The organism is Rubrivirga litoralis (genome assembly GCF_031846415.1).
Classification (GTDB): Bacteria; Bacteroidota; Rhodothermia; order Rhodothermales; family Rubricoccaceae; genus Rubrivirga; species Rubrivirga litoralis.
Genome location: NZ_JAVRHT010000001.1, coordinates 178172 through 201896 on the forward strand (window position 1 = coordinate 178172; position 23725 = coordinate 201896).

The window sequence follows — 23725 nt, forward strand, 5'->3', positions numbered from 1 at the left end:
TACTGGGTACGGGCTCAGCGGGCGGACCTGCGGCGTACCGGGCACCCCGCACGCGCCTCTACGCCCAGGCGCGGCCGACCTCGGAGAGCGGGACGTCGGCGTCGTAGCGGCCCGGGACGGCGAGCCACTGGAGCTCCTCCGTCGCCCCGGCCTCGGACGTGTAGTAGCCGGCGACCGTGAGCTCCTTGAGCTGGCGGAAAAAGGGCGGGGCGTCGTCGGAGGCGCCGGCGTGCGCCTGGCCCTCGCCGGTCTGGAGCTCGCGCTGGTCGCCCGCCTCGTCGTCCATCGCCTCGCCGAGCTCGCCCTGCATGCCGGCCACCTCGCGCTCGCGCTCCTCCTCAGCGTTGTACGTCCCCTCCTGGGCGGCCCCGGCCACGTCGCCGTCGACGGGCTCCTCGGGCGGGGCGGGCGGGTAGGTCTCGGCGTCCATCTGGGCCACGAGGCGCGCCTGCGCCTCGCCGTCGAGCGCCGCGAACGAGCCGCCCTCGGCCCGGCCGTCGACGTCGGCGAGCCCGGCGAGGAAGGCGTCGCGCTCGTCCGGGGCGTACCAGTCCGTCAGCATGAGGTCGACGAACTGCGGCACGCCGACGTCGGCCGCCCCGGGCGTGTCGGTGGCGGGAAGGATCTGGTCGACGAGCGCGGCGAGCGTCCGCTGCTGCGGCTCGGCCAGCGTCTGGTAAGCGTAGGCCTCGCCGGCGGCCGGCGTGCGGCACCCGCCGAGGAGCCCGGACGCGAGCGGGGCGGTCGCCACCCCGCCCAGGGCGAGCGAGAGCCGGCGGAGCGCCGAGCGGCGGCTGATCGTGTTCGAGAGGGCGTCGTGCATGGCGGGGGCGGGGCGGGGACGAACGGGCGGGGCGGGGCGGTCGTGCGGGGGCGGCCGCCCCGCCCTCCGAGTCCACCCCGCCCTCAGGAGACGACGGGGACGCCGGCTTCGGAGGCCGGCGTGAGTGAGGCGTCGGGGGCGTCGCCCTCGGGCGTGACGGTGACCGCCGAGCGGTCGACGCGGTCGTGGAAGAAGGCGACGAAGAGGACGAGGACGATGGCCGCGAAGCCGGCCGGGATCCACCAGAACTGGGTCCACTCGGCGAGCGGGAGGACCTCGCGGCCCGAGAGGAACCCGTTGTAGACGGCCCCGGCCACCTGCGCGCCGATGAGCATCCCGACCCCGTAGGTCACGAGCACGAACAGCCCCTGCGCCTGCCCGCGGACGGCCGGCGTCGACTTTTTCTCGACGTAGATCTGGCCCGTCACGAAGAAGAAGTCGTAGCAGATGCCGTGGAGCGCGATGCCGCCCACGATCATCCACGTCACCGACTCCGGCGCGGCGAGCGCGAAGAGCGCGTAGCGCAGGACCCACGCCACCATGCCCGCCGCCAGCATCCACTTGACGCCCCAGCGGACGAACAGGAGCGGCATGAGGAGCATGAACAGCACCTCGGACACCTGCCCCAGGGACTGCGTGGCGGCGATGTTCTCGAAGCCGGTCGCCTCCAGGAAGAGCTGCGTAAAGTTGTAGTATGCCGCGAGCGGGATGCACAGGAGCAGCGCCGCTCCGAGAAACACGTAGAACGACCGGCTCCCCAGCTGCTTAAAGGCGTCGACGCCGGCGATGGACCGGACCGAGACGGGCTGGCCGGCGGCGGCGGGCGGGGTGTCGGGGAGCGTGAACGAGAACACGCCGAGCACGAGGCTCCCGATGCCGGTCAGGTAGAGCGGCCATGCCGTCGCCTCGGCCGTCACGCCCAGCACCGGGCTCAGGATGAACGAGATGGCGAGGCCGGCCACGATCCACCCGACCGTCCCGAACACGCGGATGATGGGGAACTCCTTTTCCTGGTCCTCCAGCTGCTCGAACGCGATCGTGTTCGAGAGCCCCAGCGTGGGCATGTAGCACAGGTTGTAGCCCAGGAGCACCAGGATAAACAGCGTCGGGTTCTGGATCAGGCTGGGCGCGAGCAGCATGAGCGCCCCGCCCACGAGGTGGAGCACGCCGAACACCTTCTGCGCCGCGAAGTAGCGGTCGGCCACGAGCCCGAGGAAGAACGGGGCGACGATGGCGGCCACCGGGTTCACGGTGTACGGCCAGTGCGTGAGGTCGCCGAGCCCCTCGGCCGCCATGTAGACGGCGACCGTCGTGTACCAGGCGCCCCAGACAAAGAACTCCAGGAACATCATGGCGCTGAGGCGCGCCTTGACGGCCGTGGGCGGGGCGGTTCCGTTCATGGCTACAAGGGATGGTGGTCGTTCAACGAGGTTCTGACGGGGTCGATCGCTCGTGTTGCGTGGTCCGTACTGCGTATCCGAGGCCGACGCGACACGCCAGACGCAACACCCGCCGACCCATCACGTGTGGCTCGGCGCTGCACTAGAGGGCGCGGATGCGGACGGAGCGGACGCGGAGCGCGTCGCCGTGGTCCTGAATGCCCACCACCCCGCCCCGCCGTGTGCCGTAGGCGGGGAAGGCGTCGGCGTCGCGGAACTTGGAGGCGGCCACGCGGACGTCCCACCCGGGCGAGCCCTGCTCGGCGGTGACCACGCGCTCGCCGTTGAGCCAGTGCTCGATGCGCGGGCCGTCGGCCACGATGCGCGTCCGGTTCCACTGGGCGGGGCGGGCGACGCTGTCGGCCGGGACGTAGAGGTCGTAGAGGGCGCCGGCCCGGTGCGAGGGGTAGGCGCCGTCCGGGTTGCAGGCGTCGTCGAGGAGCTGGTACTCCAGCGCCGTCCGCCACGGGGCGTCGAGCGCCGGCCCCTCCTCGCCGCGGTAAAAGACGCCGCTGTTGCCGCACGCGTCGAGCTGCCACTCGAGCTCGAGCTCGAAGTCGCCGTAGGCGCCGTCCACCATGAGGTCGCCGCGGTCCTCGGCCGCCGGGTCGAAGCGGATCTCGCCGTCGGCGACCGACCACGCCGCCGGCACGTCGTCGCGGTTGTAGCCGCGCCAGCCGTCGAGGGTCTCTCCGTCGAACAGGGCGACCCACCCGGTCTCCGTCCCGCCCGTCGTCTCCGCCCCGCCCGTGGTCACGGGCGGGGCGCCGCAGGCGGCGAGCAACAGCGTCAGGAGGAGGGCGGGGCGGGGCGGCACGCGGTTAACGGAGCGTGAAGGGCAGGGTCAATGTAAGCGCCGCCCCGCCCGGGTGAAAGCCCTTCCACCCCGCCCGCGGCGTGGAAGGGCGGGGCGGTCAGCTCACGCGCCGGGCGACGAGCTCAATGTCTAGGTCGCCATTGCCGCCGCCGCGCCCGGAGAACGTCCCCTGCAGGCGACCGGGGTCGGTCTCCGTTAACGTCGCTACGACCGTCCCGGTGAACGGGGGGAGCGCGAACCGGAGCTCGAGGGTGGCGGTCGACTGGAAGAACGAGCCGTTGACGACCGTGAACTCGACGCGCTCGGCCGGGAGCGTGTACTCGCCCGAGCCCGTCACGTGCGTGCCCGTGTCGGTGAGCCGGAACGTCACCGGGTACTCGGCCGACGCGTCGTTCATGTCCTTGATCACGCCCTCCCACGTGCCCGTGATGCCGACGGGGTCCGGCCCGCTGGCGTCGCACGCGGCGAGCGCGAGCGGGGCGAGAAGGGCGAGGACGACGAGCAGGCGGCGGGGCATGAGCGAGCCCAGAGGGCGGGGTGGGGGCGGCCGCCGAAGCTACTCCGCCGACCGCCCCGCCCCGGTGCCGGAGCGCGTGCCCCGCGCCTCGGCGACGGCGGCGGGCCGCGTCTGGAGCCGGTCGACGTGGAGGCGGCCGACGCCGCGGCCCTGCTCGACGCCGTGCTCGGCGGCCATCCGGTAGTGGATGCCGCCGTAGAGCCGGCTGATGGCGGCCTCCTCGGCGGCGGCCCGGAACGACGCGAACCGGCGGACCGGGAGCCCGTAGGCCACCTCGGTCGTGTCGTCGAACGCGAACGGCTCGCCGTAGAGGGCGGTGAGCGCCTCGGCGGCGGCGGCCGAGACCACGCTGTGGCCCGACGAGTACTCGGGGAACGGGGGCGTCTGGAGGAGCGGCGCCCACGCCTCGTCGATGTGCTCGTTGATGACGGTCTCGGGGCGGATGAGCCGGCTCCGGTACTTTTCGTCCCACACGCTGATAAAGCCGTCCGAGAGCGCGAGCGCGGTCCGCGCGTAGGCCTCGGCGGCGCTCGCGAAGTCGTCGCCGGCCTGGCGGCTCGCGATGGCCGCGATGCCCATCCAGTGGCCGCCCGGCGTCAGCTTCTTCGTCGCGAACATGGCGTGGCCGCGCGTGTGCATCGTGTACGGGTTGCAGTCCCAGAACGACGCGATCTCGCGCTGCTCGTCGGTCAGCCCAACCCCGACCTCGTACACCTCGTCGACCTCGCGGCGGAACGCGCTCCCGGGCGCCAGCGAGTACGCGTGGGGGCGGGGCGGCTTGAACTGGGCGGCCGAGTCGAGCACGAACGGGCGGAGCCGGCCCCAGCTGGGCTCGATGGCGTCGAGGTAGGCCGGCGGCGTGGGCCGCCACGTGCCGGGCTCGTCGGTGACGGTGTAGGCCGGGGCGCTCCGCGTCTGGGCGTACTGGTCGCCCGCGGCCCACGCCAGCACGTGCTGCGCGACGGCCTCGCCGTAGGCCGCCGACCGCTCGGCGAGCGCGCCCGCCACCCCGCCCTCGCGGAGCCGCACCTCGACGGCCTCGCGGTGGGCGGCGACGGTCTCGTCCGAGAACGTGAGCGCCTCGGCCACGGCGAGCGCGGCCGAGAGCGCGGCCGTCGGCCCGTGGACCGGCGCGTCGGGCGGGGCGGGCGGGGCGGAGAGGTCGCGGAGCTGGCCGGCCAGCGAGGCCCGCTCGCCGGTCACGGCCGCCAGCGCCTCGTGGGCGGCGACGGCCTGGTAGGCGTAGACGCGGCTGGCCTGGGGCGGGCTGAAGATGTCGTGCGTCATCGTCTCCGTCGTCGTCAGCACGACGCCGTGCAGCAGCTCGGGGTCGGCGGCGGCCGGCGCCACGTCCTCCAGCGCCGGCTCGGCGCACGCGGCGAGCAGGACGGCGCCGACGAGCAGGAGGGCGGGGCGGGTCATGGGCGCACACGGATCTCACACACGGGTCGGCAAGATCCATGAAAGCGCTCCCACGCGCAAGTCCCGCCGCTGCTCCGACGCAGTCTTTGAACGGGTTCCGCCCCGCCCGGCGTGTGGGGGCGGAGCGGTCGAGCCTGCCGCCCCGCCCGAACGCGCTCCACCAGGAAGGGCTGAGGCGCCCGGGCGGGGTGGCGCTCGAAACCGCCCCGCCCTACCGCCGCGCCACGGCCGCCCCGCCCACGCGGACGACCTGGAGCGGGCCGTCCGTCGCCGCCGCCACGAGCCACCGCGACCCGTCCGGCCGGCGGACGAACGCCAGGTTGCGGACCTCGCCGTCGAGCGCGAGGCCGGCGTCGAGCCCGGCCGCCCGGAATGTGCCCGCCCCGCCCGCATCGAGTCCGCCCGCGTCGGGTCTGCCCCGCCCGCCGCTGTTCAGCAGGAGGAGTCCCAGCCCGGCGTCGTAGCGCCCCTCGTCGGGGCGCACGCCCAGGAGGCCGCCGCCGAGCACGAGGTCGGTCCGCCCGTCGCCGTCGACGTCGCTGGCGAGCGCGGCGTAGAGCGGCTCGGTCTGGGCGAGCCGAGGGAGCGGCGCCAACCTGAACCGCCCCGCCCCGTCGTTCCAGGCGACGGCGCTCGCGAACGTGGTCGCCTCCAGCCGGTCGGCGTCACGGGCGCGCGCGCCGAACAGGTCCTCGGCCGTCCGCGCGCCGAAGGCCGTCGCGGTCGGGAACCGCTGGCGGAGCTCGGGGAACTGCTGCTGGAGGAGCGGGACCGTCGCGACCGGGTAGTCGGCGCCGTCGCGCCAGGTCGTGAGGAGGCCGTCCTCCTGACCGTTCTCGTCGAAGTCGGCGAGGAGCAGGCGGGCGGGGTGGTCGGGCGTCGCGCGGAGGCGCGAATTGAGGCCCAGGTTGCCGAGCGCGAGGTCAGTGTCGCCGTCGCCGTCGAGGTCGGCCGCGGCGAGCGCCGTCCACCGGCCGGTCGCCCCGCCCAGCCCGACGTCGGTGGCCTCCAGCGCGCGGCCCGTGTTGCGGAAAACGGTCGGCGCCATCCACTCGCCTATGACCACGAGGTCGTCGCGGCCGTCGCCGTCGAGATCCGCCCACGCCGCCCGCGACACCATGCCGACGCGCGCGAGCCCGGGCGCCGTCGCCTCGGTCACGTCGCGGAACCGCCCCGCCCCGTCGTTCTCCAGGAGCGCGCTTTGGGCGGGGCGGCCGTACGCCCGCGGCACCACGCGGCCGCCGACGAAGAGGTCGGTGTCGCCGTCGCCGTCCCAGTCCGCCGCCGCGACGGCGCCGGTGTGGACGAACAGGTCGGGGAGCGCGGCGCGCGGCGCGCGCTCGAACCGCCCCGCCCCGCCGTTCAGGTAGAGCCGGTCGCGGAGGGCCTCATTGGTGCCGCGGAACTCGTTGCCGGCCGTGCCCACGTACAAGTCGAGGTCGCCGTCGCCGTCGGCGTCGAAGAAGGTGGCGGCGACGTCCTCGCCCTCTCGGTCGGCCTCCCACGGCCCGTCTTCGGCCTGAGTGAACCCGCCCGCGGTCTGAAGAAAAAGAACGCTCGCCTGGCCGCGCGCGCCGCCCACGAACACGTCGTCGAGCCCGTCGCCGTCCACGTCGCCGACGGCCAGCGCCGGCCCCTCGGTCGAGAGCTTGTGCGGCATGAGCCGCTCGCGGTTAAAGTCGACGAACACGTTCTCGACGTGGCGCCAGCCGAGCCCGCTCGCGGCCGTCACGTCCTCGAACAGCGTCGCCGGGCGGGGCGGGGCGGGCGCGTCGTCGGGCGGGGCGGCGTCGGCCTGGCGGAGCGTGAGCGCGCCGGCGGGCACGTCGGTGAGCGTCTGCACGCGGCCGTCGGGCCACATGACCTGCACCCGCCCCGCCCGCGCCGCGCCGCCGGTGTGCGGTCCGCCCAGGCCGAACACGAGGCGCGGGTCGACCGACGAGAGGTAGCCGCGCGTGGGGAACGCCTCGGCCGTCTGCTCCCCGGCGTCGGTGCGGACCGCCACGCGCGCGCCTACGCCGCCCGTGTTGGCGCCCTCGCCCTGGAGCGTGATGCGGAGCGAGGTCCCGCCCCGCTCGGCCGCCGTGTTCCGGTAGATCGAGGCCGGGGCGCCCAGGTTGTTGACGACGAGGTCGAGGTCGCCGTCGTTGTCCAGGTCGGCGGTCGCGGCGCCGTTCGAGAAGCCCTCCTGGTTCAGCCCCCACGCCGCGCCCACGTCCTCGAAGCGGAGGTCGCCCCGGTTGCGGAACGCCTCGTTCGGGATCGGCACCTGCGGCATCTTGGCGAGGAGCGCCTGGTTCTCGTCGCTCGCGCCGTCGGCGAGGTCCTGCTGCACGACGTCGCTCGAGACGTAGTTGACGTAGTCGAGGTCGTTGGGCCGGCGCCAGATCCCGTTCGTCACGTAGAGGTCGCGGCGGCCGTCGAGGTCGAGGTCGGCGAGGAGGGCCGACCAGCTCCAGTCGGTCGCCTCGACGCCCGCGAGCGCGGCCACGTCCGAAAACCGGGGCGTGCCGTCCGGCCCGAGCCCGCGGTTGAGCTGGACGCTGTTCCGGGCGATCTGGGCGCCGTAGCCCATCTCGCGCTTGAGCTCGGCCACGTCGTACGTGTCGTCGCCGGCCGAGACGGCGCGGACGGCCTCGCGGCGCGGGGCCATGTCGAGGACCACGAGCTCGGGGCGGCCGTCGCCGTCGAGGTCGGCGGCGTCGGCGCCCATCGAGAACCGCGACGTGTGCGCGAACGCCGTCTGCGACGCCTCGCGGAAGGTGCCGTCGCGGTTGTTGAGGTAGAGGAAGTCGTGCTCGTGGAAGTCGTTGCCCACGTAGAGGTCGGGCCACCCGTCGCCGTCGGCGTCCGTGGGGACCACCGAGAGGCCGTAGCCCGAGATCCCGCTCAGGATGCCGGCCTCCTCGGTCACCTCGGTAAAGCGGACCGCCCCGCCCTGGTCCGCGTCGTTCCGGTAGAGCCGGTCGCCGCTCCGCTCGTCGCGCTGGCGCGTGAGGGCGGGGCGGGCGTACGTCCGGTCGGTGTGGACGGCGTGGTTGAGGAGGTACACGTCGAGGTCGCCGTCGCGGTCGTAGTCGAAAAAGGCGGCCTGCGTGCCGAACCCCTCGAAGTCCAGGCCCACCTCGGCCGCCGCCTCGCGGAAGCGCGGGACGCCGTCCGGGCCGGCGCCCTCGTTCAGGAACAGCTCGTTCCGCCCGCGCTGCCCGCGGTATGCGCCGACGGCCGAGACGTAGAGGTCGAGCCGGCCGTCGCCATCGACGTCGGCCATCGTCGCCCCGGTCGTCCAGTCGCTCGTGCCGGCCACGCCGGCCGCGTCCGTCACGTCCTCGAAGCGGATCGGCCCGCCCGGCGCGGTCCGGTTGAGGTAGAGCGCGTTCGGCCCCTCGTTCGACGTGAAGTAGAGGTCGGGGAGCCCGTCGCCGTCGACGTCGCCGGCCGCCACCCCGCCCCCGTTGTAGTAGTAGAGGTAGGAGAGGATGTTGAAGCCGGGGCCTTCGGCGAGCGCGTTCTCGAACGCCACGCCGGTCTCGGCCGGGTCGAGCGACACGAACAGCGGGTCCTCCGCCCCGCCCCCGCAGGCGGCGAGCACGAGCGCGGCGAGCAGGGCGAGCGGGCGGGGCGGGGCGGTCACAGGACGACGAGGCGGCAGGGCGGGGCGGGCGGAAGAGGGCACATGGGGAGGCTCGGCCTGAACGCACTGCACCCCAACCCGTCATTCCCGCGCAGGCGGGAATCCAGGAGGGGTGAGCTTCATCGTTGGAGTGGCTCCTCTTTCATGAACGGGGCTCGGCCTGTTCCGCGGGGCGGGGCGGCTCCTCGTGAGCGCCTCGCACCAGTCTGCGTAGAGGTCCCGCCACGCCGAGTTGCTCTCCTCGATGAGCCGGAGCTTCCACGCCCGCCGCCACTTCTTGATCTGCTTCTCGCGCCGGATCGCGTCCTGCACGTCGGCGTGTGCTTCGACGTAGACGAGCCGGTGGACGGCGTAGTCGGCGGTGAACCCCGCGACCGCCCCGCCCCGATGCTCGGCGACGCGGCGGACGAGGTCGCTCGTGACGCCGACGTAGAGCGTCCCGTTGCGGCGGCTGGCGAGGAGGTAGACGTAGCCGGGGCGTGGCACGGGCGGGGTGGGGAGGTGCCGTGGGCGGGGTGCGGCTCGATCTCCGAATCCCCGCCTGCGTGGCAAGACCGTTGCATTGTAACGCGCCCCCCGAGCCCGTCGTTCTGGGCGGCGCGAGGGGGCTCGACACCGGGGGCGGTGCTCGTCCGAAGCCGTCCTGCGGGTGACCCGCGCCCCGCCCTCGCCCCTGGATTCCCGCCTGCGCGGGAATGACGGAGTGGATGGGACGTTGCCACAGGAGAACCTAACAGCCTTGCGGCCTGCGCGGGGATGACTTGGAGGAACGGGAGGGTACCACCCCACCCGCCGCCACGCGGCCGCCGTCACCGCCGCCCCGCCCCGCCCACCGCGGGCGGGGTGGCAAACACGAGCGGCGCGTCGTCGGTGCGGACCGCCACCACGAGCGGGCCGCCCGGCGTCTCGACGCGGACGAGCCCGCGCGTCTGGCCCGGCACGCGGAACCCGCTGCCGGGCACGGCCGCGAACCCGCCCCGCCCGTCGCCGCGCAGGAGCACGCCGGCCGACGCCGCCTGACGGCCGAGGTCGGGTTTGAGCCCGTCGCGGTTGCCGGCGAGCAGGAGGTCGAGGCGGCCGTCGCCGTCGACGTCGCCTGCGAGGACGGCGGCCATGGGCGCGAGCTGCGCCTCGAACGGGAGCGGGCGGACGGCCCACGCCCCGCCCCCGCGGTTCTCGGCGTAGACGGACGCCAGCTGGACGGCCTCGCGCTCGACGGCGTTCGCGCGCTGGGCCGGCGTCAGGAGGTCCTCGACCGACTGGCCCACGTAGTCGCGGTGGGCGAGGCGGTCGCGCTTGAGCATGGGGAGCTGCTTCGTGAGCTCGCCGCGGAGCGCGAACGGGAGGCTCCGGCCCCGGTCGTAGACCGAGAGCAGCGGCTCGGTCTGCCCGTTCTGGTCGAAGTCGCCCACGAGCAGGCGCAGCGGCTCCTCGGGGCTCGCGCGGAGCCGGCTGTTCCGCCCCCAGTTCGCGGCCACCACGTCGAGGTCGCCGTCGCCGTCGCCGTCCGCGAGCGCCACCCCGCCCCACAGGCCGGTGGTCCCGTCGAGCGGGGCGGGGGAGAAGCGGCCGCCGTCGTTGGTCCAGACCGTGACCGGCGCCCACTGGCCGACCGTCACGAGGTCCGCGTCGCCGTCGCCGTCGAGGTCGCCCCAGGCGGCGCCGGTGACGAGCCCGGCCTCGTCCAGCCCGGGCGCCGCGCCCCGCGTGACGTCGACGAAGCGGGGGGCGCCGGGGCGGCCGTCGTTGCGCAGGAGCGCGCTCCGCGGCGTGACGCCGTAGGCGCCCGGCACCACGCGGCCGCCGACGAACAGGTCGGTGTCGCCGTCGCCGTCCCAGTCGGCCGCCACGACCGGGCCGACCGCCTCGGCCGTCGTGGGGAGCGCGCCGGCGGGCGCCGCGACCAGCCGCCCCGCCCCGTCGTTGAGGTAGAGCCGGTCGCGGAGGACGGGCGCGGCGGCGTCGGGCTCGTAGCCGCCCGAGCCCACGTACACGTCGAGGTCGCCGTCGCCGTCGGCGTCGAGGAGCGCGGCGCCCACGTCCTCGGCCGCCGCGTCGGCGTCGAGGGCGGGGTGGTCCGTGGCCTGGAAGCGCCCGCCGCGCTGGAGCCAGACGGCGCCCGGCTGCCCGGCCGCCCCGCCCAGGAACAGGTCGTCCAGGCCGTCGCCGTCGAGGTCGCCCACGGCCACGGCCGGGCCGGCGTCCGACTCGGTCCACGGCATGAGCAGCTCGCGGTCGAAGTCGACGTACGGGTTCTCGGCGTGGCGCCACGCGAGCCCGCTCTCGGCCGTCACGTCGCGCAAGGCGGCCGCCCCGCCCGGCCGGAACACGAGCGGGCGGGGCGGACCGGAGTCGGCCTGGCGGAGCGTGAGGCGGCCCGCCGGCACGTCGGCCAGCGCCTGCACGCGGCCGTCCGGCCACCGCACGACGACCGAGTCTACACGCGCTGCCCCGCCCAGGCCGACGTGGAGCGGGGCGGCCACGCTCGACTGGAACCCGTGCACCCCGACGGCCTCGCGCGTCTGCATTCGCCCGCCGCTCCACACGACGACCTTGGCGCCGACGCCCTGCGTGTTGGCGCCCTCGCCCTCCAGCGCGACCGCGAGCGCGCGGCGCTCCGGGAACCGCTCGGCCGCGTGGCTGAGGTAGACGCTGGCCGGCGCGTTCACGTTGTTGACGACGAGGTCGAGGTCGCCGTCGCCGTCGAGGTCGGCGGCCGCCGAGCCGTTCGAGAAGCCGGCCTCGCCGAGCCCCCACTCGGGCGCCCGCTCGAAGGCCACCGCCCCGCCGGTCTGCGGTCCGCCCGGAGCCGCCCCGCCCAGGTTGCGGAAGGCGACGTTTTCGAGCGGGGTGGAGGGCATCTCGCGCGTGAGCGCGAGAAAGTCGACGCCGCCCCCGCTCGTGACCGACTCGCGCGTCTGGGCGTCGGCCAGGAAGGCGATGTAGTCCTGGTCGGTCACGTCGCGGAGCACGCCGTTGGCGACGAACAGGTCGGGCCACCCGTCGAGGTCGAGGTCGGCGAAGAGCGGCGCCCAGCTCCAGTCGGTCTCGGCCACGCCGGCCACCGAGGCCACGTCCGAGAACGTCGGCGCCCGCCCCGCCCCGCCGTCGGCGTTGTTGCGCTGGAGCGTGTTGCGCATGAGCTGGTGGTGGAACCCCTGCCCCACCTTGGCCCGGTACAGGTTGTAGCCCTCGTACGACGTCGACTGCTTGAGCCGGTCGTCGCTTGACGGCAGCATGTCGACGACGAACACCTCGGGGAGCCCGTCGCCCGTGAGGTCGGCCATGTCGGCGCCCATCGACGACTGGCTGATGACGGGCATCGACCCCTCGAGCACCTCGTCGAACGTGCCGTCGCCGCGGTTGCGGTAGAGGTAGTCGCGCTCGAAAAAGTCGTTCGACACGTAGACGTCGAGGCGCCCGTCGTCGTCCACGTCGCCCAGCGTGACGCCCAGGCCGAAGCCGATGTCGGAGCCGTAGATGCCGGCCGCCTCGCTGACGTCCTCGAAGCGGGGCGCCTCGCCCGGGGCGGCCTCGTTCCGGTAGAGCCGGTCGGCGTCGCGCTCCGCCCGCTGCGCGCGCGTGTTCTTCAGCCCGAACGACGTCACGGGCCGGAACGAGTTGTTGAGCACGTAGAGGTCGAGGTCGCCGTCGGCGTCGTAGTCGAAAAAGGCGCCCTGCGTCGAGGTCCCCTCGTCGGCCACGCCCCACGCCGCGGCGCGGTCCTCGAAGCGCGGCACGCCGTCCGGTCCGGGGCCGAGGTTGACGAACAGCTCGTTGGCGCGTCGGCCGCCGTCGGGGTCGCCCGCGTTCGAGACGTAGAGGTCGAGGTCGCCGTCGCCGTCCACGTCGGCGACCGAGACGCCGGTGCTCCAGCCGCCCCGCCCCGCCACGCCGGCCCCGTCGGTCACGTCCTCGAAGCGGAGCGGCCCCGCCTGCCCGTCCGCGCCCGTCTCGGTCCGGTTGAGGAAGAGCCGGTTGGGGCCGAGGTTGGCCGTGAGGTACACGTCCGGCCGGCCGTCGCCGTCGAGGTCCCCGATCCCCACCCCGCCCCCGTTGTAGACGTGGCGGAACGTGAACACGTTGAGCGCCTGCGTCTCCTCGACGCGGTTCTCGAAGGCCAGCCCGGTCTCCGACGCCGGCAGCGACGTGAACAGCGGGTCCTCCGCCCCGCCCGAGCACGCGGCGAGCGCGACGGCGGCGGCGAGCAGGAGGGCGGGGCGGGGCGGTCGGAGGGGCATGGGGCGGATCGAGAGCGGCGGCGGCGGCCCCACCGGCCCGAACGCCCGCCCCGCCCCCGTCGTGTGGAGCGGGCGGGGCGAGCTCAAACGGAACGCGCCCCGCCGGCGGGGGCGGGGCGCGTCGGACCGAGCGGGGCGGGGCGGTCTAGTAGCCCGGGTTCTGCGTCAGCGTCCCGTCGGAGGCGTCGATCTGCTGCTGCGGGATCGGGAACAGCACGCGGAACGGCTGGCTCGCGTCCTTGAACGACCACGCCCGCGTGAACAGGTTGCCCGAGCCGCCGAACTCGGCGATGGACTCGTCGGCGCGGATCAGGTCCTGGCGGCGGCGGGCCTCGTACGTCAGCTCGAAGAGCCGCTCGTCGAGGATCGCCTTGCGGTCGATCGACGTCAGGAGCGGGGCACCCACCCGGTCTCGAATCGCGTTGACGTCGGCGAGGGCACCGGCGGTGTTCCCCTGCTCGAGCCGGGCCTCGGCCCGGATGAGGTACATCTCGCCGAGGCGGAAGTAGGGGTAGTCGTTGCCGTGGTTGCCGTCGGCGGTCTCCGTGTACTCCGGATCCGGCGGGAACTTGACGATCCGCACGCCGGCGCCCTCCGTTGTGTTCTCGACACCGCCCGGGAAGTCGAGCGTGAAGATGAGCGGCTCGTCGTTCCGGTTCTCGATCGCCGCGTCCGCGACCCCATCGCCGTTGGTGTCCACGGTGCACGACTCGGGGTTGGTGACGGGGTCGCAGGCGTCGTAGTTATAGGCCTGGCCGATGGCAAAGATCTGGCGCCGCGGGTCCTCCCCGTCGAACTCCTGGTACGTCTCGGCGATCGTTGAGAACCCGTTCCACGCCCCGCCCGTGAAGGAGTTGTAGTGGAGGCCACGCTGCGGGAAGCTCAGCCCGAATCCAATCTCCGCGAGGTGTTGGATGACGAAGATGTGCTCGGGGTTGTTCTCGTTGTCGGCCGAGAACATCTGGAACCAGGCGTTGGCGCCCTGGACTAGGCTGTACGTCCCGCTGTCGATGACCTGCGTTGCCAGCCGCTCGGCGTCGGCCCACCGCGCGGGGCCGCGCTGGAGGCCGCCGGCCGTCACAGTCCCGGTAAAGACTGGGGCGTTGAGGTAGAGGTTGGCGAGGACCGCGTCGACGGCGCCCTGGCTGAACCGGCCGCCGTTTCCGGCGCCGGCGATGGGGAGCGCGCCACGGGACGCCTCGAGCTCGGAGACGATGAAGTCGAAGACTTCGGCGCGCGAGCGCTGGACGGGCGGGTTGTCCGGATCCACGATAAATTCGGATGGATCCGAGCCCGGCTCCGGCGCCAGGATCGGGACGTTCCCGAACAGGTCGAGGAGGGTGTAGTAGTAGAACGCGCGGAGCGCGCGGGCCTCGGCGATGAGGGCATCTTTGTTCGGGACATCGATCCCGCCTAAGTCCGAGATGATACCGTTGGCCCGGGCGACGCCCGTAAACGACTGGATCCAGGCCCCATTGAGATCGGTCAGCGTGGGCGACCAGTCCTGGCGGTGCATCGAGAGCCACCGGCCACCATCGCTCCAGTCCGAGCCGCGTGTGGGAACGATCGTCTCATCGGATGAGACCTGACTGAGGTTGTGGTACTCCCAGAGCGTCGCGCGGAGTTGGGAGTAGACGGGCGAGAGGGCGGCGAGGACCTCGGCGTCGGTCTGGTAGAAGTTCTCCGGGTTGACGGAGCTGAACGGATCGACCGAGAGGTCGGTGCAGGCCGCGAGCCCGAACGCCGGCGCTGCCACGAGCGCTGCGCCGACGGCGAGGCGGGTCCGCTTGATGAATGGCAAGGTCATAGTAGAGGGGGCAGGGTGGGGCGGCCGGAACCACCCCGCCCGCGGGGCTGGGTTAGAGGCCGAGGTTGACGCCGATGGAGAAGGTCCGGGCCTTGGGGTAGGTCAGGTAATCGATCCCGATCGCGTTGATCCGGCCGTTGGCCGCGTTCGTGTTCACTTCGGGGTCGAGCCCGCTGTAGGGCGTGATGAGGAACAAGTTGTTCCCCGTTACGAAGACGCGGGCCGAGCGGACCTGCGGGATAAACCGGCCGACCCCGTACTCCAGCGTGAGCTGGTCGAGGCGGAAGAACGAGGCATTCTCCACGTAGCGCGACGAGTAGATCGGTGCGGCGTCTACCGCCTCGTTCGGGTCGAAGTCGCCTGCGAGGAAGTTCCGGCCCTGGAGGCCCGCGCTTTGCGTCGCGTAAATGAGCGCCGTGTTGTTGAACAGCTCGCGACCTTGCTCGCCGCGGAAGAACGCACGGACGGCGAAGTCGCCGAACTCGCCGTTGAGCCGGATGCCGTAGGTGAAGTCCGGCCGCGGGCTCCCGAGCTTGACCCGGTCATCGGACTGGGGGGCCGTCGTCCCGGGGCCATCAACGAGCTCGCGCTCGAGCGGGCCGATGAGGCCGTCGCCGTTGAGGTCTCGCTCGACGTAGTCGTTGAAGAGCGGGAGACCTCCGATGTCGTTCCCCTCCTCGTCGAGTGTCCCCGCGGGCGCGAACCGGCCGGTAAACTCTGGCCCGTAGATGACGGGGAACTCCTCGCCCGGCGTGAGCAGGAGCGAGTTGATGTCCGACTGCCCACGCCCGCTGACGCGGCCCGTAAAGAGTTGGTTGCGGCCGCCGAGGTCGAGGATCTCGTTTTGGACCGTGCTGAACGTGACGCCGAGCGAGACCGAGCTGTTGTTCGTCTCCAGGAGGAAGGCGTCGAGCGAGACGTCAACGCCCGTGTTGCGGAGCGACCCGATGTTCTGGATCTGCGTCGAGACGACGGCCGGCTGCGGGATCGTCACCGGGAGCAGGAGGTCATTGGTCGTGTTGCGGAAGAACTCGATGGACCCGAATACCCGGTCGCCCAGGATGCGGTAGTCGAGGCCGATCGTGAACTCCTCCTTCTCCTCCCACTTCAGGTCCGGGTTGACGAGCTGGAACGGGGCGTAGCCGCGGACCTGCTCGCCGTTCAGGACGGCCGTGTTGGCGGCCGAGAATCCGAGGAGCGGGAAGTAGAGGTAGTCGCCGATGTCCTGATTGCCGACGACGCCGTAGCCGGCGCGGAGGCGGAGGTCGGAGACCGTCTGGTTGCCAGCGAGGAACGGCTCCTCCGAGATTCGCCACGCGGCCGAGACGGCGGGAAAGAACGCGTAGCGGTTGTCCTCGGAGAACCGGCTCGACCCATCGTAGCGGGCCGTCCCGCTGAGGTAGTACCGCTGGTCGTAGTTGACGTTGGCGCGCGCAAAGAACGAGGCGAGCAGGTTCTCAGAGCGCGTCGAGAAGTTGCCGGGGCCGTAGGCCCCGCCGACGGGCGGGAGGTCCTCGGCTGCCTGGATGTCGTTGTCGCGGGTAAAGTCGGTCGTGAAGCCGACGCCCTGGATCGCGTTCTCGTCGCGGTCGAACTCGGAGTACTCGTAGCCCCCGAGGAGGTCGAGGTTAGTGTCCCCGAATGGGCGGGCGTAGGTGAGGTAGGTCTGGAGCGTGACCGACTGCTGGTTCAGCGTCTGCTGGTACGCGGCCCCACCGAACGCGGCGCCGACGGGGCTGGAGTTGGGGTAGAACGCCCGGCGCGTGCCGATCGAGCGGTCGCCGCCCAAGTTGAGCTGGGCCGTCAGCCCCTCGACGAGGTCGAAGGCCGCCGTAATGTTGCCGAGCGTCCGCGTCGTTCGGGCCGTCTCGTCGAGTTGGTTGGCGAGCCCGACCGGGTTGCGGATGTCGCGCTGGCCTGCGATCTCAGTGAACGTCCCCTCGGCTTGGTCGGCAACCTCAATTGGAAGGGTCGGTCGGAAGTCGATGACGTTTTGGAAGATGCCGCCGCGGAACCCGCCGGTCGCGTTCGCCGGCGTGAAGTCGTCGTTGGTGAGCGCGCTCGTGAGGTTGAGCCCGAACCGGAGCCGGTTGTCGAGGAACTGGGTCTCGGCGTTGAGCCGGCCCGTGATCCTCTCGATTCCCGACGAGATTACGATCCCCTCCTGGTCGAGGTAGCTCAAGCTGGCCCGGTACTGCGACCCGTTGGAGCCGCCCCCGAACGAGAGGTTGTGCGACTGCGAGACGGCCGTGCGGAAGACGGCCTCGTTAAAGTCCGCGTTCGCGGTCTCGTTGATGATCGGCGAGTCCGGCGAGTTCGCGCGGAGAAAGTCCCTAAGCTCGTCGGCCGAGAGGATGTCGAACGTGTTCGAGGCGTTGGCAAACGAGGTCGTCCCCTCATAATCAACCGTCACCTGGCCGGAGACGCCGGACTTGGTCGTGATAAGGACAACGCCGTTGGCCCCGCGCGAGCCGTAGATGGCCGTTGCCGAGGCGTCCTTGAGGACCGAGATAGACTCGATGTCGTTCGGGTTGAGGAGCGTGAGCGGGTTCCGGGGCGGGGAGGTGCTCACCTCGCCCGACCCGCCCGGGGTCACATTTGCACCCGAGATCGGGATGCCGTCGATGACGTAGAGCGGCTCGTTGGACGCCGCGATCGAGGTCCCGCCCCGGATGCGGAGCGAGACGCCGGCGCCCGGCTCCCCGCTTGTCTCGACCACGTTGACGCCGGCCACGCGGCCCTCGATGAGGTCGGTCGGAGCGGTCGCGAGCGCCTGGTTCGCGTCGTCGATCTCGACCGTCGCAACCGACGCCGTGACATCGCCGCGGCGCTGGGTCCCGTAGCCGACCACCACGACGTCGTCGAGGACGTTGGAGTCCTCTTCCAGTCCGACGTTGATCACGCTCTGCGAGCCCACCGTGATCGCCTGGTCGACGTAGCCGAGGAAGCGGTACAGGAGGACGGCGTCGGGGCCGGGGACCTCGATCGAGTAGTTCCCGTCGACGTCGGTCGCGACGCCGCGCGTCGTCCCCTGGATGATGATGTTGACGAACGGGAGCGGGTCGCCAGAGGTGGCGTCGGTCACCACGCCGGTGACAGTTTGCGACTGGGCCGCGACGGGCGGGGCGGCGAGCGCCAGCAGGAGGGCTACGAGCCCGAGCAGAGTAGCAGATCGACTCATCTCGGTAGAGGGGGCGGGGTGGAGAAGTGCGGAGCCAGTGAAAGCGCTTTCGCTTCTCGGTGAAAGTAGGCTCCGGCTCCCCCTCCCGCAAGCGCTTCCACGCGATCAGAGCCCGATCCGGCCCGCCGCACAGGGCACTTCGGCGTGCCCTTTATACCAAATAACTCCCTCCTTTTAGCGTGGAGCGTCCGGGCTCGTCTCCGCTCCCCCTTCACCTGCCCGGGGGGAGCCAGCGGTGCGGCCGGGGCCTCTCGGGCGGCAGGCCTCCCCCGTAAACGAGGCGTCCTTCGGGAGCGCTTCCGGCCTCGTGCGAGACGGCAGGGGCGTCGTGGTTTCCCGGAGTGACGTTCCAGACGGTCCGTCCTTCCTACGCAGGCGGTCCGCCGCGTAGGGGCGTCCCGCATCCGCCCCGCCCTCACGCTCTGTGCGTGCCGCCCCGCCCGCTCTACTGGTCGTCGCTGGGAGCCGAGGGCCGCATCGTCGTGATGAGGATGACGCCGTTGGCCCCGCGCGAGCCGTAGAGCGCGGTGTCGGACGCGTTCTTGAGGACACGGATCGACTGGACGTCGCGCGGGTTGATGCCGACCAGCACGCCGCGCATGCCCTGCGCGATCGGGAGTCCGTCGATGACGAAGAGCGGGTCGCCCCCGCTGAGGCCGAAGTCCTCGGCGCCCCGGATGCGGACAATCAGGCCGCCCTCGCCCTGGCGCACGTCGACACCCGCGACCTGGCCGCGCAGCATCTCCTCGACCCGGGCGATGTCGCGGCGCTCGATCTCGTCGCCCTCGACTACGTTGGGGTCGGGCGCCTCGCGCACGCCCTCCGACGAGCCACAGCCGGCGAGGACGGCGGCCAGCACGAGGGCGGGGCGGAGGCGCGAGACCAGCGGCATGGCAGCGGGGGCGGGGTGGCGGTCAAGGTAGGCCGCCCCGCCCCGCGCGCAAGGTATGTCGTGCCCGGCACTTACTCGCGGCCGCCCCGCCCCTTGGTGGTGCGGGCCGGGTGGGCTACCGCACGACGACCACCCCGCCCCACGCCGGCAGCGCGAGCGACGCGCCCGCCGCCCCGCCCCCGTCGCGGCCGTCGGTCGAGAGCGCGACGCGGCCGTCGCGGAAGCGGGCGGGGAGGTCGACGTGGACCGCCCCGCCCCCGAAGTGCAGGAGGACGAGCGCGTCGTCGCCGCGCGTGAAGCCGAACACGCCGTCGGGCACGCCGTCGAGCCCCGCGTAGGCGCCGGTCTGGAGCGCGGGCGTCGCGCGGCGGACGGCGAGCGCGCGGCGGTAGAAGGCGAGGTGCGAGTCGGGGTCCGCCAACTCGGCCTCCACGTTGACCCGGTCGTGCGACGCGTGGAGCGGGAGCCACAGCGCGTCGGGCGGGGCGGTCGAGAAGCCGGCCGACGGCGAGCCGTCCCAGGCCATCGGCGTGCGGCAGCCGTCGCGGCTCAGCGTAGGGTCCCCGCTCCGCTCGGCCCACGGGTCCTTCCGCTGGTCCAGCGGCACGTCCACGTCGGGCATCCCCAGCTCGTCGCCGTAGTACAGCGTGGGCGTGCCGCGGAGCGTGAGCAGGAGGAGCCCGGCCAGGCGCACGCTCTCCGGCCCCAGCCGCGTCGCGAGCCGGGGCTCGTCGTGGTTGCCCAGCACGTAGTTCGGCCAGGCGCCCTCGGGCAGCGCGGCCTCGACGGCGTCGACGTGCGCGCGGACGTCGGCGGCCGTCCACTCGACGTTGAGGAGGCCGAAGTTGAACGGCATGTGGAGCCCGCTGAGGCGCCCGTCGCCCGTCGGCTCGCCGTAGAACGAGGCCCAGCGGTCGAGGTCGAACTCGTGGATCTCCCCGATCGCCACGCGCTCGGCGTCCGAGTGGCCGTCGACCGTCCGGCGGATGCGGGCGAACGCGTCGTGGACGTCGGCGTGCGCCTTGTCGTGGACGTGGAGCTGCGTGTCGTACTCGCCGAGCGACTTGAACGCGCCCTCGGGCGGGGCGGTGCGCGGCGGGTTGTCGCGCATCTCAGGGTCCTTCAGGATCGAGTGGGCCACGTCGATGCGGAAGCCGTCGACGCCGCGGTCCATCCAGAACCGGAGCGTGTCGAGCATCTCGGCCTCGACTTCGGGGTTCCGCCAGTTGAGGTCGGGCTGCTCGTGGAGGAAGCTGTGGAGGTACATCTGGCCCGTGGCCTCGTCGAGCGTCCAGGCGGGGCCGCCAAAGTGGCTCAGCCAGTTGTTCGGGGGCGAGCCGTCCGGCGTCGGGTCGCGCCAGACGTACCAGTCGCGCTTCGCGCTCTCCCGCCCCGCCCGGCTCTCCTGGAACCACGCGTGCTGGTCGGAGGAGTGGTTGGGGACGAAGTCGACGATGAGCTTGAGGTCCAGCTCGTGGCACCGCGCGGCGAGGGCGTCGAAGTCGTCGAGCGTGCCGAACTGGGGGTCCACGTCGCGGTAGTCCGAGACGTCGTAGCCGAAGTCGGCCTGGGGCGAGGGGTAGAACGGGCTGAGCCAGACGGCCCCGATCCCGAGCGTCTCGGCCACGTAGGGCAGCCGCTCGGTGACGCCCGGCAGGTCACCGACGCCGTCGCCGTTGGCGTCCTGGAAGGAGCGGGGGTAGATCTGGTAGACCACGCGGGTCTGCCACCAGGGGGGGGACATGGGGAGAGGGAAAGGGGGCGGGGCGGCGGGGGCGGAGGACAGGAGGGTATAGGGTGCGAGGTACCGGGTACGCGACCCGGGACGCCCACCCAGGGCCGTACCCCGTACCGAGTACCCCGTACCCCGAAGGTGTTCTAGCGCGAGAGCTCCAGCACGAGCGCCGTCCGCGCCGGCACGTCCAGCGTGGCGCCGAGCGGGGCGGACCGGCCCGTCACCACGTCGCGCGCGGTCGTGTAGCCGTCGAGCCGCTCGGCGAAGCGGGCCAGGTCCAGCGTCCGCGCCTCGGCCGCCGCGTTGACGGCCACCATCACCGAGCCGCCGTCCGCCCCGCCCGGGCCGTCCGCGTCGGGGGCGGGGTGGCGGACGTAGACGTAGACGCCGTCGCGGGGGATGAAGTGCGTGAGCTGGCCGTGGTGGACCACGTCGGCCGTCCGGCGCCACGTCGTGAGCGCGGTCACGTAGTCGAGGATCTCGTTTTCGCGGTCGGTCCGCCCCGCCCGCGTAAAGGCGTCGCGCTCGTCGCCGGGCCAGCCGCCCATCATGTCGGCCCGCTTGGAGCCGTCGCCCAGCGCGGGGTCCAGGTTCGCCATCCCCAGCTCGGTCCCGTAGTACACCTGCGGGATGCCACGCGTGGTCATGAGGACCGCGTACGCCATCTTGAGCGCGGCGTCGTCCTCGTCCACGCGGCTCAGGAAGCGGACCGTGTCGTGGTTGTCGAGGAACGTGACGAGCCGCTCGGGCTCGGGGTAGAGGAGGTCCTGGGAGAGCGTGAGGTAGAGCCGCTCCGGCCCGTCCTCGCCGTTCTCCGGCGCCACGGCGTCGCGGAAGGCGTACATCAGCGGGAAGTCGGTGACCGACGGGATGTGCGAGTCGTAGCCGTCGCCGCTCGCGGCCTCGAACCCGCGCTGCCAGTACGCCTCGTGCGGGACCGTGTACATCCACGCCTCGCCCACGATGTTGAAGTCGGGGTACTCGGCCAGCACGTGCTCGGCCCACCGGGCCATGTAGTCCTTGTCCGGGAACGGGTAGGTGTCCATGCGGATGCCGTCGATCCGGGCCGTCTCGATCCACCAGACCGTGTTCTGGAGCAGGTACTGCGCCAGCAGCTCGTTGTCCTGGTTGAGGTCGGGCATCTCGGCCACGAACCACCCGTCGACGAGCCCGCTGTGGTCGACCTCGGACGCGTACGGGTCGACGGCCGTCGCTACGGCGTAGTTCGTCTGCCCGTACCGCTCGTAGCTGTGGACCCAGTCGGCGGTCGGCGGGTCAGCCATCCACCAGTGGCGGTCGCCGACGTGGTTGTGGATCATGTCCATGATGACCTTGAGGCCGCGGTCGTGGGCGGCGGCCACGAGGTCCACGAACTCCTCGTTGGTCCCGAAGCGGGGGTCCACCTTGTACATGTCGGTCGCCGCGTAGCCGTGGTAGGCCCCGTACTCGGGCGTCATGTCGTTCTCGAAGACGGGCGTGAACCAGAGCGCCGTCAGGCCGAGGGCGTCGAGGTAGCCCAGGCGCTCGGCCACGCCCGCGAAGTCGCCGCCGTGGCGGGCATTGGGGTCGCTCCGGTCGGCGCCCTCCAGGAGCCCCGCGACCGAGTCGTTGGTGACGTCGCCGTTGGCGAAGCGGTCGGGCATCATGAGGTAGATGACGTCGGCGCTCGTGAACCCGGCCGCCCCGCCCCGCCCGTCCGGCCCCATCGGCTCGCGCGCCTTCAGCTCGTAGGTGCGGACGAGGTCGCCGTCGGGGTGGCGGAACCGGAACGTGAGCGCGCCCGGCCGCGCCTCCTCGCCGACGGTGAGCGCGAGGAACAGGTAGTTCGGGCTCTCGACCGCCGTCGCGCCGTCGAGCCGGACGCCCGGGTACGGGTCCATCTCGACGCGCGCCCGGCCGATGTCGTCGCCGTAGACGAGCACCTGGAGCTCCGGGTGCTCCATGCCCACCCACCACGACGCCGGCTCGACGCGGTCGATGGCCTGCGCGCGGGCGCCGAGCGGGGCGAGCAGGAGGAGGGCGAGGGCGAGGCGGAGCCGGACGGTCAGCGGAGTCAGCAGGTGCATAGGGGCCGGGAACGGGGCGGGGCTCCAATAAACGAGCGGGCGGGGCGGGGTGGAAGCGCTTTCTCGGGAGAACGTGCGAGGCGGCCTCACCGGTCGCCGCCCCGCCTGACGTCGAGCCGTCGTAGGAACATGACGTGTCGTGTTCGATGCGGGCGGGGCGGGCGTACGGTGCCCCCGATGCGGACACCATGCATGGTGTCCCTACGAATCCGCCCCGCCCGTGCCGTGGGCGGGGTGGCGCGCGTGCTGCTCGCGCATCTCCGCCCCGCCCGCCGCGTACCCGAGCGGTCCCGCCGCCCCGCCTTGGGGTCCGCCCGTGTCGTCCCCCGCCGACCAACTCGCCCGACTCGCCGCCCAGACGGAGCCCACCGCCGCGCCCGCTCCGGCGGCCCCGCCGCCCCGCCCGAGCGGATACCTCGCCGTCACGCGGACGCCGACGTACGGCTTCCTCGCTGCGCTCCCGCTGTTCGTGCTCTACGAGGTCGGCGTGCTGCTCGCCAACCGCGGCCCCGGCCAGATCCGCGTAGGCGCCGACGTGTGGCTCAAGACGCTCCTCGCCGCGCTGGGCGGGGCGGGGTGGATGGCGCTCGGCGCGGCGGTCGTGGCCGTCGGGCTCGTCGTGTTCTGGCGCGACCGGGGCCGGCACCCGCCGCTCGTGCCGCGCTACTTCGCGCTCCTCGTGGCCGAGTCGCTGGCCTACGCCGTCGTGCTCGCGTTTCTCGTGGGCGGCGTCGTCGGCGCCTTGTTCGGGGCGTGGCCGGCGTGGCTCCCCGACCTCGCGCTCGCGCAGATGGCGGAGCTCGGGCTGGGGCTCCAGCTTGCGCTGTCGATCGGGGCCGGGCTCTACGAGGAGCTCGTGTTCCGCGTAGTCCTGGTCAGCGGCCTGTTCTGGCTCGTCCACCGCGCGGTTGGCGTCGAGCGGCGGCGGGCCTACGCGCTCGCGGCGGTCGTGGGCGCCGCCGTGTTTAGCCTCGTCCACCACGTCGGCCCGCTGGGCGACCCGTTCACGCTGGACGTGTTCGCGTTCCGGTTCCTGTTCGGGCTCGCGCTGAACGCCGTGTTCCTCGTCCGCGGCTTCGCGCTCGCCGCCTGGACGCACGCGCTCTACGACGTGCTCGTCGTGACGGGCTCGTTCGGGTGAGGGGGCGGGA

14 protein-coding genes are annotated in these 23725 nt (G+C 72.8%); 1 reads left to right on the forward strand and 13 read right to left on the reverse strand.

All coding sequences use genetic code 11. The features are described from left to right. Positions 1-58 precede the first annotated feature (58 nt). The 13 genes from RM540_RS00715 to RM540_RS00775 all read right to left on the reverse strand — a co-directional run bounded on the left by RM540_RS00715 (position 59) and on the right by RM540_RS00775 (position 22574). Complete coding sequence (locus tag RM540_RS00715; protein WP_311661242.1) at positions 59-823, reverse strand: gluconate 2-dehydrogenase subunit 3 family protein; 765 nt, start codon at positions 821-823, stop codon at positions 59-61. 83 nt (positions 824-906) lie between these two features. Continuing rightward, entirely contained in the window at positions 907-2223 is a 1317-nt protein-coding gene (locus RM540_RS00720) for an MFS transporter (protein WP_311661244.1), read from the reverse strand. Between the two features lie 142 nt (positions 2224-2365). Next, a complete protein-coding gene (locus RM540_RS00725; protein WP_311661245.1) occupies positions 2366-3079 on the reverse strand; it encodes a 3-keto-disaccharide hydrolase in 714 nt (237 codons plus the stop codon). Between the two features lie 97 nt (positions 3080-3176). After that, positions 3177-3596: a hypothetical protein gene (locus RM540_RS00730; RefSeq protein WP_311661247.1), complete on the reverse strand. Its 420-nt coding sequence runs from the start codon at positions 3594-3596 to the stop codon at positions 3177-3179. 39 nt (positions 3597-3635) lie between these two features. Next, positions 3636-5018 (reverse strand): vanadium-dependent haloperoxidase, encoded by a 1383-nt coding sequence (locus RM540_RS00735; protein ID WP_311661249.1) that lies wholly within the window; start codon positions 5016-5018, stop codon positions 3636-3638. 211 nt (positions 5019-5229) lie between these two features. After that, a complete protein-coding gene (locus RM540_RS00740; RefSeq protein ID WP_311661251.1) occupies positions 5230-8652 on the reverse strand; it encodes a VCBS repeat-containing protein in 3423 nt (1140 codons plus the stop codon). 81 nt (positions 8653-8733) lie between these two features. Beyond that, entirely contained in the window at positions 8734-9138 is a 405-nt protein-coding gene (locus RM540_RS00745) for a GIY-YIG nuclease family protein (protein ID WP_311661253.1), read from the reverse strand. A 323-nt stretch (positions 9139-9461) separates the two neighbouring features. After that, the gene (locus RM540_RS00750) at positions 9462-12893 is read right to left on the reverse strand and encodes an FG-GAP-like repeat-containing protein (protein WP_311661254.1); all 3432 of its coding nucleotides are present in this window, start codon (positions 12891-12893) and stop codon (positions 9462-9464) included. A 145-nt stretch (positions 12894-13038) separates the two neighbouring features. Continuing rightward, positions 13039-14700 carry a RagB/SusD family nutrient uptake outer membrane protein gene (locus RM540_RS00755; RefSeq protein ID WP_311661256.1) on the reverse strand — a complete coding sequence of 554 codons (1662 nt, stop codon included), beginning with the start codon at positions 14698-14700 and terminating at the stop codon, positions 13039-13041. A 52-nt stretch (positions 14701-14752) separates the two neighbouring features. Beyond that, a complete protein-coding gene (locus RM540_RS00760; RefSeq protein ID WP_311661257.1) occupies positions 14753-17881 on the reverse strand; it encodes a SusC/RagA family TonB-linked outer membrane protein in 3129 nt (1042 codons plus the stop codon). 445 nt (positions 17882-18326) lie between these two features. Next, positions 18327-18773, reverse strand: coding sequence for a TonB-dependent receptor plug domain-containing protein (locus RM540_RS00765; RefSeq protein ID WP_311661259.1), 447 nt, complete (start codon positions 18771-18773; stop codon positions 18327-18329). Between the two features lie 115 nt (positions 18774-18888). Continuing rightward, a complete protein-coding gene (locus tag RM540_RS00770; RefSeq protein WP_311661261.1) occupies positions 18889-20517 on the reverse strand; it encodes an alpha-amylase family glycosyl hydrolase in 1629 nt (542 codons plus the stop codon). Between the two features lie 134 nt (positions 20518-20651). Further along, complete coding sequence (locus RM540_RS00775; RefSeq protein ID WP_311661263.1) at positions 20652-22574, reverse strand: glycoside hydrolase family 13 protein; 1923 nt, start codon at positions 22572-22574, stop codon at positions 20652-20654. Positions 22575-22890: 316 nt separating this feature from the next. Between RM540_RS00775 and RM540_RS00780 the strand changes: the two genes are divergently transcribed. Continuing rightward, positions 22891-23715, forward strand: coding sequence for a CPBP family glutamic-type intramembrane protease (locus RM540_RS00780; RefSeq protein ID WP_311661264.1), 825 nt, complete (start codon positions 22891-22893; stop codon positions 23713-23715). Positions 23716-23725: the final 10 nt, after the last annotated feature.

Bases quoted from the DNA above. Each gene is read 5' to 3' on its own strand.
- RM540_RS00735 (WP_311661249.1), bottom strand. From the start codon at position 5,018: ATGACCCGCCCCGCCCTCCTGCTCGTCGGCGCCGTCCTGCTCGCCGCG.
- RM540_RS00765 (WP_311661259.1), bottom strand. From the start codon at position 18,773: ATGCCGCTGGTCTCGCGCCTCCGCCCCGCCCTCGTGCTGGCCGCCGTC.
- RM540_RS00720 (WP_311661244.1), bottom strand. From the start codon at position 2,223: ATGAACGGAACCGCCCCGCCCACGGCCGTCAAGGCGCGCCTCAGCGCC.
- RM540_RS00715 (WP_311661242.1), bottom strand. From the start codon at position 823: ATGCACGACGCCCTCTCGAACACGATCAGCCGCCGCTCGGCGCTCCGC.
- RM540_RS00775 (WP_311661263.1), bottom strand. From the start codon at position 22,574: ATGCACCTGCTGACTCCGCTGACCGTCCGGCTCCGCCTCGCCCTCGCC.
- RM540_RS00750 (WP_311661254.1), bottom strand. From the start codon at position 12,893: ATGCCCCTCCGACCGCCCCGCCCCGCCCTCCTGCTCGCCGCCGCCGTC.
- RM540_RS00730 (WP_311661247.1), bottom strand. From the start codon at position 3,596: ATGCCCCGCCGCCTGCTCGTCGTCCTCGCCCTTCTCGCCCCGCTCGCG.
- RM540_RS00770 (WP_311661261.1), bottom strand. From the start codon at position 20,517: ATGTCCCCCCCCTGGTGGCAGACCCGCGTGGTCTACCAGATCTACCCC.
- RM540_RS00755 (WP_311661256.1), bottom strand. From the start codon at position 14,700: ATGACCTTGCCATTCATCAAGCGGACCCGCCTCGCCGTCGGCGCAGCG.
- RM540_RS00760 (WP_311661257.1), bottom strand. From the start codon at position 17,881: ATGAGTCGATCTGCTACTCTGCTCGGGCTCGTAGCCCTCCTGCTGGCG.